Source organism: Streptomyces sp. OR43 (assembly GCF_008042275.1).
Lineage (GTDB): Bacteria > Actinomycetota > Actinomycetes > Streptomycetales > Streptomycetaceae > Streptomyces.
Window position 1 is genome coordinate 1,319,805 of the sequence record NZ_RDBK01000043.1, and the last position, 8,930, is coordinate 1,328,734.

Genomic DNA, 8,930 nt, shown 5'->3' on the forward strand with positions numbered 1-8,930 from the left:
CTACTACGTCGCGCGCCCCTGGCGGTGCGTCTACCTCTTCGCCGTCCTGGTCATCTACGGCGTCCCCCTCGTCACGGGCGCCACCTTCACCGACGTCGGCCACTTCACCGCCGCCCTCATCGGCCTCGCCTGCTACCCGCTCACCCGCACCCGCCGCGTGGATCCGCAGCGCCGGCTCATGGGTCCGCAGCGCGCCCGGCACGTACACCTGGCTGACCGTCCTCTTCGTCACCACCGTCATCGTCCACCAGATGTCACCCGCCTTCGAGGAGGACTTCCTCCGCCAGCGGTCCACCAACATCCACGAACTCTCCCGCAACCCCGTCCGCGTCCTCATCAGCAGCGCCTTCTGGATCGACGGCGGCACCTGGCTCCCGTACGCCGCCCTCTACACCGTCTTCCACGCCCCCGCCGAACGCCGCCTCGGCACCCTGCGCTGGCTCGCCGTCGCCGCCACCGCCCACGTCCTCGCCACGCTCGTCAGCGAAGGCGTCCTCGCCTGGGCCATCCAGCACGGTCACGCTCCCGAGACCGCCGTCAACACCCTCGACGTCGGCGTCAGTTACGCACTCGCCGGCATCGTCGCCGTCCTCACCTACTACGTCGCGCGCCCCTGGCGGTGCGTCTACCTCTTCGCCGTCCTGGTCATCTACGGCGTCCCCCTCGTCACGGGCGCCACCTTCACCGACGTCGGCCACTTCACCGCCGCCCTCATCGGCCTCGCCTGCTACCCGCTCACCCGCACCCGGCCCGAGACGAAACCCACCCCCGCCCAGTAACGTCCCGCCACAACAGCGAACGGCCACCCGGACAAGCAGGGGAAACATGAGCACCGTCAGCACCGTCAACGGCGGCATATCCTTCTGGTACGCGGACCGGGGCGTCCCGGCCCCCCGTGAACCCCTGCCCGGCGACAGCACCGCCGACGTCTGCATCGTCGGCGGCGGATACACCGGACTCTGGACGGCGTACTACCTCAAGAAGGCCGTCCCCTTCCTCAACATCACCGTCCTGGAATCCAGGTTCTGCGGCTACGGCGCCTCCGGACGCAACGGCGGCTGGCTCTACAACGGCATCGCCGGCCGCGACCGCTACGCGAAACTCCACGGCCACGAAGCCGCCGTCCGGCTCCAGCAAGCCATGAACGACACTGTCGACGAGGTCATCCGCGTCGCGGCCGAGGAGAAGATCGACGCCGACATCCACCGGGGCGGCGTCCTCGAAGTCGCGTACACGCCCGCCCAGCTCGCCCGCCTCAAGGACTTCCACAGCGTCGAGATCGCCTTCGGCGAAACCGACCGCACCCTGCACGGCGCCCGCGAAACCGCCGAGCGCATCCGCGTCAACGGCGCCGTCGGCTCCACCTGGACCCCGCACGGCGCCCGCCTGCACCCCGCGAAACTGGTCACCGGCCTCGCCGACACCGTGGAGGCACTCGGCGTCACGATCCACGAGTCGACCCCCGTCACCGAGATCAGGCCCAAACACGCCGTCACCCCCTACGGCACCGTCCGCGCCCCGTACGTCCTGCGCTGCACCGAAGGCTTCACGGCAAACCTCAAGGGCCAGAAGCGCACCTGGCTCCCGATGAACTCCTCCATGATCGTCACCGACCCCCTGCCCGCCTCCGTCTGGGACACGATCGGCTGGGACGGCCGCGAAACCCTGGGCGACATGGCCCACGCCTACCTGTACGCCCAGCGCACCGCCGACGACCGCATCGCGCTGGGCGGCCGCGGCGTCCCGTACCGCTACGGCTCCGCCACCGACAACGACGGACGCACGCAACCCGCCACCATCGAGGCCCTGCGCGAACTCCTGATCCGCCTCTTCCCCACCACCGCCGGCACCCCGATCGCCCACGCCTGGTCCGGCGTCCTCGGCGTCCCCCGCGACTGGTGCGCCACCGCCACCCTCGACCGCTCCACCGGCCTCGGCTGGGCCGGCGGCTACGTCGGCTCGGGCGTCGCCACCACCAACCTCGCCGCCCGCACCCTGCGCGACCTCATCCAGCAGGACTCCGGTCAGTCCGGCCCCACCGAACTGACCACCCTCCCCTGGGTCAACCACCGCGTCCGCCGCTGGGAACCGGAACCCTTCCGCTGGCTCGGCGTCCACGGCATGTACGCCGCCTACCGCGCGGCCGACCGCCGCGAACTCACCTCCCCGCGCCCCGGCACGGACCGCATCGCGAAGATCGCGGACCGGGTGTCGGGGCGGGGGTGAGCCCTCACCCATGCGGAACCACAAACGGATGCCGCCGACTACGCCCGAACAGACCACCGGCGGCTGGTAAAGGAAAGAAGAGGAACCGGAATCGGAACCGCCTCTTCGATAACTCGCCAACAGCCAGGCCGACTTGCGTGCACATTCTCGTTGCAGCCACCGACACGACTGGCTATGGTCACACCGAAAGGGCCGATTCCACGGGGGACGAGGTCAAGCTTTCCACGCACAAGGAATTCCCACATGCCCGGAATTCCGCTGTCCCTGTGCGTGTGCCGGGAATTCACCCCGTACGGCCCCGATGACCACCGCCCGCTACGGTCCGACCGGCGCGGGCACAACACGGGGACTCAACTTTGAGACGAACTCGCACACGCGCCACCGCCCGCATCGCATCCGTCGCCGCGTTCGCGCTGGCCGTCGGTCTCGCCGGTACGACATCGGCCCAGGCGACGTACTACAGCGGCGGAATGCCCGGCCCCAAATTCAACGTGAAGGCCGTGGGCATCAACGACACCTGGGTCGGATTCCTGGACACCGGGCGCAAGAACTGGAACAACGCCGGCGCCGGAGCCTCCATCGGGCGCAAATCCAGCGCGAAGGCCACCTTCACAGCGGGCCGCTACAACGAGAGTTGGTACGGCCTCTATTCGCCGTCCGGCCTCCGCCCCATCAACCGCGTCTTCAAGATCAAGGTGAACGCGAAAACGCTCGACCGCGATTCCGGTTCCAAGATGACCCAGTGGTGCCGCAGCACATCCACCCACGAGCTGGGGCACGCCCTGAGCCTCGCCGACAATCCCAAGACCTCGAAGGCTTCGCTCATGAAGCACAGCAGGAACAGGACGACCGTGCAGAAGCCGTTGTCGTACGACATCTCCGAGGTCAAGAGGATCTACTGATGAAGAGCATGCGTCACGTCGCCGCAAGCGGATCCCTCCTCGTCCTCGCTCTCGCCGCAGCCGGCTGCGCGAACGGTGAAGCCGCCTCGGACAAGGCAGCCGAGACGTCCGATGTCGTCGCCTACGAGGCGGACTACCCGGTCTACGACTCACTCGACCAGGTCGTCAAGAAAGCCGACGTCATCGTCCAGGGCACAGTGGTCGGCTCCACCGTCAAGGAACTGATGCCGGAGACCTCCACCGACACCGACCCGCTCGCCAACCCGCAGGCAGGCCTCTCCCCTGAGGAGGCCGCGGACACGGACCCGGTCGTCATCACCGTCTCCAGGGTCAAGGTCTCCGAAGTGCTGTCCGGCGACGTCAAGCCGGGCGACATAGTCGAAGTGAGCCAACTCGGCGGTGAACGGGGGAAGGTCACCTACAAGGAGAAGCACACCACCGCCCTGGCGGCCAACGGTACGCAGTACGTGCTGATGCTTGCCGCCCACGGGCCGACCGCCCCGTACGACCTGCTCAACCCCGAGCAGGCCCTCTACACCGCCGGCGGCACCGGCAAGATCGAGGCCATCGGCGACGCCGGCTTCAAGAACGTCGGCACGGTCAAGAACCTCAAGGAACGAGCCACCCGCATCAAGTAGACATCGCCAGGACCGGGCCCGGAACGGCCGGGGCCGGCCGAGGGGTGCCGCCCGCACGGGCGGCACCCCTCCCCTTTCGCCGTGGCGCGCACCCCCGAGGGAGTCAGCCGGTCAGCCGGAGCGCCTTCAGCACACCCGGGCTCAGCATCACCGCATTGCTCTCACCGGCCACAGCCCTGCCTCCGCCCACGCCGTAAGCACCCTGGGTGGAATTGACCAAGGTGAACCGCCCGTCATCCTGGCGCTCCAGCAGGAACACGTACTCCTTGCCGGGAGTGAGAGCGGCACTCTCCGGCCCTCCCGCGTCCGGCGGCGTGTACGAGACGGTGACCTGCGGACCCGGTGCGGTGCCCTTGGCCGTTGCCAGCACCTTGGCGGGAGCCTGAATCGACGTGACGTCGTCGACGGTCCGCTCCGCACCCTTGCCGAGCTCGGCCCGCACGATGAGATCGGCCGCACCCTCCAGCTCCTGGGCCGCCCCGTAGACCGGTTCATCGGCCACCAGCCCGCCATCCGAATCGCCCGTGGTGGCGTTCACCGCGAACACCGCCGCCGCCGCGACGACCACGGCCGCCCCGCACGCCGCGACGGCGATGAGACCCACGCGTCGGCGGCGGGGCGGGGCAACGACCGCGGTGGCAGAACCGGATCCGTCGTACAACACACTCAACTCCCTTGTGGCACGTGGGGAAAGGTCGGGCGCGGCGGCACTCGGCGCCAGAGGGTCGGCCCGTCGGATCAGTGACTCCGCCTGCTTCGCGGAGATCCCGGCGTTCTTGGACTGCGTGCGCTTCATGCCGACTCCCCGGACGAGGTGTAGTGCTCACGGAACGCCTTGCGCGCTCGATGCAGACGGACCCAGACGGCCGAGGTGCCGCACCCGAGCACCGCAGCCGCCTCCGCCGCGGTGAGGCCGTCCCAGTAACTGAGCAGCAACACCTCCCGGTGCGGTCCGGGCAGGCGATCGAGCGTGTCCAGCACCGTCGAATCCTCCGGTGACGTGGCGGCCCGGCCCACTTCCTCGCCGATGCGCCGATGCAGCTCGCTCAGCCTGGTGGTGCTCCGGTAGTGGTTGCCGAGCACGTTCCTGGCGGTGACGAACAACCACCCGGGAGTCGTCTCCCCACCGCCGAGCTCGTGTTCCCAGGCGATGCGGAACACCTCTGCGGCAATCTCCTCGGCCTCACCCCCGTTGCCCGTCCTGCGGTGCGCGAAGGCGTGCACCCGTGGGTACTCCCGTGTGTACAACGCGGTGAACCGGGTGCTTCGCCCCGGCTCGCTCACGGTCTGGTTGCTCTCCACATCCCCTATATGTCATGTGCGGGGCAGATCCTTACAGGGCTGCGGAACATTTTTCCCGCGACCGCACCGACAGAGGGTCCGGCACAAGAAAATCCCAGGTCGTCAGCTCGCCGGCCTGGGCTTTTGAGCCTGCGGACCGGTTGCTTGGGCAGGGGTGAGCGGGTTCGGGCACAAAAAAATCCCAGATCAGCACGGTGCTGACCTGGGTTTTGAGCCGCCTGTCGGAATCGAACCGACGACCTTCAGCTTACAAGGCGGGCGCTCTACCAACTGAGCTAAGGCGGCAACGCGCACGCCAGAACGCGCGCTGCCTTCACTCTACACAGCGCTCAGCCCACCGATCCATGAAGTTCCACCATCCCCGTAACCGCCCGACAGTCGGGGGGAGCACCATGACGGACACCGCAGCCCAGCCGACACGGGCCCTCATGAATCTGCTGCGTCCGACGGCCGGAAAGGGGCGTCGGAGCAAGGCCCGGCCGAGCCGGTCGATCATCGATGCGGCTTGGGGCGAACCGCTCCGTCAGCTGCGCTACACGTGCGCCTGGTACGGGCGGATGGCGGTGATCGTGGACCGCTTCTTCCCGTCGACGGGGCGTGTTCAGCCGGCAGGGGCGTGGGAGCAGGAAGTGCTGAAGTCGGCACGAGACCAGAAGTCCGGTGCTCTGCCACCACACGCCCAGGGTCAACAGTGCGCCGCTCCGCCCCAGAGCCCAAGCGCTGTCCACACGGCCGCCCAGCTGGGAGATATTCCTCCCCAGAGAACTACTGACAGATCCGAAATCGCCAGGTAGCGTCGCTGAAGGTTCACTCGGTTGGACCAGACCACTCCCTTTACAACGGATCGTCCGGCACGTTCCTGCCGGTTGAGGAGAAGATTCAGCATGGCCAGTGTCACGTTCGACAAGGCGTCCCGCGTCTACCCCGGCTCCACGAAGCCGGCCGTCGACCAGCTCGAGATCGACATCGCGGACGGTGAGTTCCTCGTCCTCGTCGGTCCCTCCGGTTGTGGCAAGTCGACCTCCCTGCGCATGCTCGCGGGTCTCGAGGACGTCAACGGTGGCGCCATCCGCATCGGTGACCGCGACGTCACGCACCTGCCGCCGAAGGACCGGGACATCGCCATGGTGTTCCAGAACTACGCGCTCTACCCGCACATGTCCGTCGCGGACAACATGGGCTTCGCGCTGAAGATCGCCGGTATCAACAAGACCGAGATCCGCGCGAAGGTCGAAGAGGCCGCCAAGATGCTGGACCTCACCGACTACCTGGACCGCAAGCCGAAGGCGCTCTCCGGTGGTCAGCGTCAGCGTGTGGCGATGGGCCGCGCCATCGTGCGTGAGCCGCAGGTCTTCCTCATGGACGAGCCGCTGTCGAACCTCGACGCCAAGCTCCGTGTCTCCACCCGTACGCAGATCGCCTCGCTCCAGCGCCGCCTGGGCATCACGACCGTGTACGTCACGCACGACCAGGTCGAGGCCCTCACCATGGGTGACCGCGTCGCGGTCCTCAAGGACGGTCTGCTGCAGCAGGTCGACTCGCCGCGCAACATGTACGACAAGCCCGCGAACCTCTTCGTGGCCGGCTTCATCGGCTCCCCGGCCATGAACCTGGTCGAGGTCCCGATCACCGACGGTGGCGTGAAGTTCGGCAACAGCGTCGTCCCGGTCTCCCGCGAGGCGCTCACCGCCGCCGCGGACCGCGGTGACCGCACCGTCACGGTCGGCATCCGTCCCGAGCACTTCGACATCGTCGAGCACGGCGGTGCCGCGGCGACCGGTCTGTCCAAGGCGTCCTCCGACGCCCCGGCCGGCCTGGCCGTCTCGGTCAACGTCGTCGAGGAGCTCGGCGCCGACGGCTTCGTCTACGGCGCTGCCGAGGTCGGTGGCGAGCACAAGGACCTGGTCGTCCGCGTCGGCGGCCGTGCCGTCCCGGAGAAGGGCACCAAGCTCCACGTCGTGCCGCGCCCGGACGAGCTGCACGTCTTCGCGACGTCGACGGGCGAGCGCCTCACCGCCTGATCCCCGCACACGCACCACGACGGCCCCGCACGCTCTGCGCGCGGGGCCGTCGTGCGTTTGGGGTTTGGGGGTTCGGCGCGTCCGGGGGTTTGGGGCGGCCGGGTCAAATTCCCCGGCACAACGGTCATTTCACTCCCGGACGTCAACACGGGATTCGAAAAGCCCACTCGAACCGTCCCTCGCGAGAGTGACGTAATGTCGCCAAATCATCACTGCCCGCTACGCTCGCTGCGTGACCCACACCGCGCGCCGTATCGGCCGAACTCTCGCTTTCGTCCTGCCTGTCGTCATGGTCCTGTCCGGGACCCTCGCGGTCACCGCCGTGCCGTGGGCAGCTCACAACTCCGAGTCGACGTTGCTCACCGCGTCGGCCCAGACCGTCTCCAAGCGCGCCAAGGCGCGTGCCCCGCAGGACATTCTGCGCGACAAGCTTCTCCTGGAGCTCCAGGAGAAGGACCCGGGCGTCGCGTTGACGGATCTCCAGCGGGCCGTGGAGGGGCGTCCGTCGCTCGCGCGGCACTGCATGTCGATCGCGAAGGCGCTGGGCAGGGCAGCGGTCGAGCAGTACGGTCCGACGCGCGCGCACCGCTTCTCCCGTCCGGTCTGTGACACGTCGTTCGCCTCGGGCGTCGCGCAGTTCAGCTGACCGTCCCGGCCGGGCACGGCATATCGTGCCTGACATGCATACGTTTCCGACGCAGGCCGTGATCCTGGCGGGTGGCCAGGGGTCACGGCTGCGCCCGTACACCGATGACCGCCCCAAGCCGATGGTCGAGATCCCGGGTACCGGGACCCCGATCATCGGCCATCAGCTTGCCTGGCTGGCCGCCGAGGGCGTGACCGACGCCGTGGTGTCGTGCGGGCATCTCGCCGAGGTGCTGCAGGAGTGGCTGGACGCGGCGGTGCTGCCGTTGCGGGTGACGACCGTGGTGGAGTCCGAGCCGCTGGGCCGCGGTGGCGGGCTGAAGTACGCGGCGGCCCGGCTGCCCGATCCGGAGCAGCCCTGGTACGCGACCAACGGTGATATCTGGACCCGTTTCTCGTTGCGTGAGATGGCCGCGTTCCATGCGGAGCGTGACGCGACCGCGACGCTGGCGCTGGCCCGTCCGCGCATTCCGTGGGGTGCGGTGGAGACGGACGCGTTCGGCCACATCACGGACTTCATCGAGTCCCCGCCGTCGCCGTATCTGATCAACGCGGGTGTGTACGTGTTCTCTCCCGCGTTCACGGGGATGCTGCCGGACCGGGGCGACCATGAGCGGACGACGTTCCCGAGGCTGGCGCGGGAGCGCAGGCTGGCCGGGTATCCGTTGCCGCACGGGGCGTACTGGCGAGCCATCGACACCGCGAAGGACCTGACGGAGGCGGCGAAGGAGCTGGACGGGCAGTAGCTCCCCCCTCCCAGGCCGCTCCCAGGCCTCTCTCAGGCCTCCCCCAGGCCGCATCGCACGGCCACGTGAAAGGGGCGGGCACCGGAAGTCGATTCCGGTGCCCGCCCCTTCCGCGTGCCGTGGTGGGTGTCAGCCGAGGAGGCCGCCGATGGGGTTGCGGCCGCCACCGCCACCGCCGCTGGTGCCGCCCGTGGAGCCGGTGCCGGGGTCCGTGCCGCCGGTGCTGGAGCCGCCCGTGGGGCCGGAGGAGCTGGGGCCCGAGCTGCCGGAGCTGCTGGAGGGGGGCTGTTGGGGCGTGGTCTGCTGCGGGGTGGTCTGTCCGGTGCCCTGGGTCTCGCTGGGCCGGCCGGCTCCYGCYCCGGCGGCCTGGCCGGACTCGCGGACGCTGTCCGTGGCGGGTGTGGAGGCCTTGGCGGACGGGGTGCGGGGTGCGGTGGTGCGGGAGGGGGG

At 69.0% G+C, this 8,930-nt stretch carries 9 protein-coding genes, 1 tRNA gene and 2 pseudogenes; 8 read left to right on the forward strand and 4 right to left on the reverse strand.

Annotation, left to right across the window (positions count from 1 at the left end):
- The 5 genes and pseudogenes from EAO72_RS44115 to EAO72_RS24415 form a co-directional block, all read left to right on the forward strand.
- A pseudogene (locus EAO72_RS44115) lies at nucleotides 1–148 on the forward strand (rhomboid-like protein); the annotation flags it as partial.
- Between the two features lie 13 nt (nucleotides 149–161).
- Entirely contained in the window at nucleotides 162–779 is a 618-nt protein-coding gene (locus tag EAO72_RS24400; protein WP_148022012.1) for a rhomboid-like protein, read from the forward strand.
- 46 nt (nucleotides 780–825) lie between these two features.
- Nucleotides 826–2,226: an NAD(P)/FAD-dependent oxidoreductase gene (locus EAO72_RS24405; RefSeq protein ID WP_148019389.1), complete on the forward strand. Its 1,401-nt coding sequence runs from the start codon at nucleotides 826–828 to the stop codon at nucleotides 2,224–2,226.
- 356 nt (nucleotides 2,227–2,582) lie between these two features.
- Nucleotides 2,583–3,128 (forward strand): zinc metalloprotease, encoded by a 546-nt coding sequence (locus EAO72_RS24410; protein WP_261991620.1) that lies wholly within the window; start codon nucleotides 2,583–2,585, stop codon nucleotides 3,126–3,128.
- The gene (locus EAO72_RS24415; protein ID WP_148019390.1) at nucleotides 3,128–3,766 is read left to right on the forward strand and encodes a hypothetical protein; all 639 of its coding nucleotides are present in this window, start codon (nucleotides 3,128–3,130) and stop codon (nucleotides 3,764–3,766) included. Before EAO72_RS24410 ends, EAO72_RS24415 begins: the two co-directional genes overlap by 1 nt.
- A 103-nt stretch (nucleotides 3,767–3,869) precedes the next feature.
- Here the strand turns inward: EAO72_RS24415 and EAO72_RS24420 are convergent, their stop codons facing one another.
- From EAO72_RS24420 to EAO72_RS24430, 3 genes are all read right to left on the reverse strand, one after another.
- Nucleotides 3,870–4,562: a hypothetical protein gene (locus EAO72_RS24420; RefSeq protein WP_261991621.1), complete on the reverse strand. Its 693-nt coding sequence runs from the start codon at nucleotides 4,560–4,562 to the stop codon at nucleotides 3,870–3,872.
- Nucleotides 4,559–5,068 (reverse strand): RNA polymerase sigma factor, encoded by a 510-nt coding sequence (locus EAO72_RS24425; protein ID WP_148019391.1) that lies wholly within the window; start codon nucleotides 5,066–5,068, stop codon nucleotides 4,559–4,561. Before EAO72_RS24425 ends, EAO72_RS24420 begins: the two co-directional genes overlap by 4 nt.
- 212 nt (nucleotides 5,069–5,280) lie before the next feature.
- Nucleotides 5,281–5,353: transfer RNA gene (locus EAO72_RS24430), tRNA-Thr, on the reverse strand.
- A 599-nt stretch (nucleotides 5,354–5,952) separates the two neighbouring features.
- Here EAO72_RS24430 and EAO72_RS24435 point away from each other — a divergent pair.
- From EAO72_RS24435 to EAO72_RS24445, 3 genes are all read left to right on the forward strand, one after another.
- Nucleotides 5,953–7,089 carry an ABC transporter ATP-binding protein gene (locus tag EAO72_RS24435; RefSeq protein ID WP_148019392.1) on the forward strand — a complete coding sequence of 379 codons (1,137 nt, stop codon included), beginning with the start codon at nucleotides 5,953–5,955 and terminating at the stop codon, nucleotides 7,087–7,089.
- A 232-nt stretch (nucleotides 7,090–7,321) separates the two neighbouring features.
- A complete protein-coding gene (locus EAO72_RS24440; RefSeq protein WP_148019393.1) occupies nucleotides 7,322–7,735 on the forward strand; it encodes a hypothetical protein in 414 nt (137 codons plus the stop codon).
- 34 nt (nucleotides 7,736–7,769) lie between these two features.
- On the forward strand, nucleotides 7,770–8,480 hold the full coding sequence (locus tag EAO72_RS24445) for a nucleotidyltransferase family protein (RefSeq protein WP_148019394.1): 711 nt from the start codon (nucleotides 7,770–7,772) through the stop codon (nucleotides 8,478–8,480).
- Nucleotides 8,481–8,609: 129 nt separating this feature from the next.
- Here EAO72_RS24445 and EAO72_RS24450 read toward each other — a convergent pair.
- Nucleotides 8,610–8,930 (reverse strand): annotated as a pseudogene (locus tag EAO72_RS24450) (hypothetical protein); the annotation flags it as partial.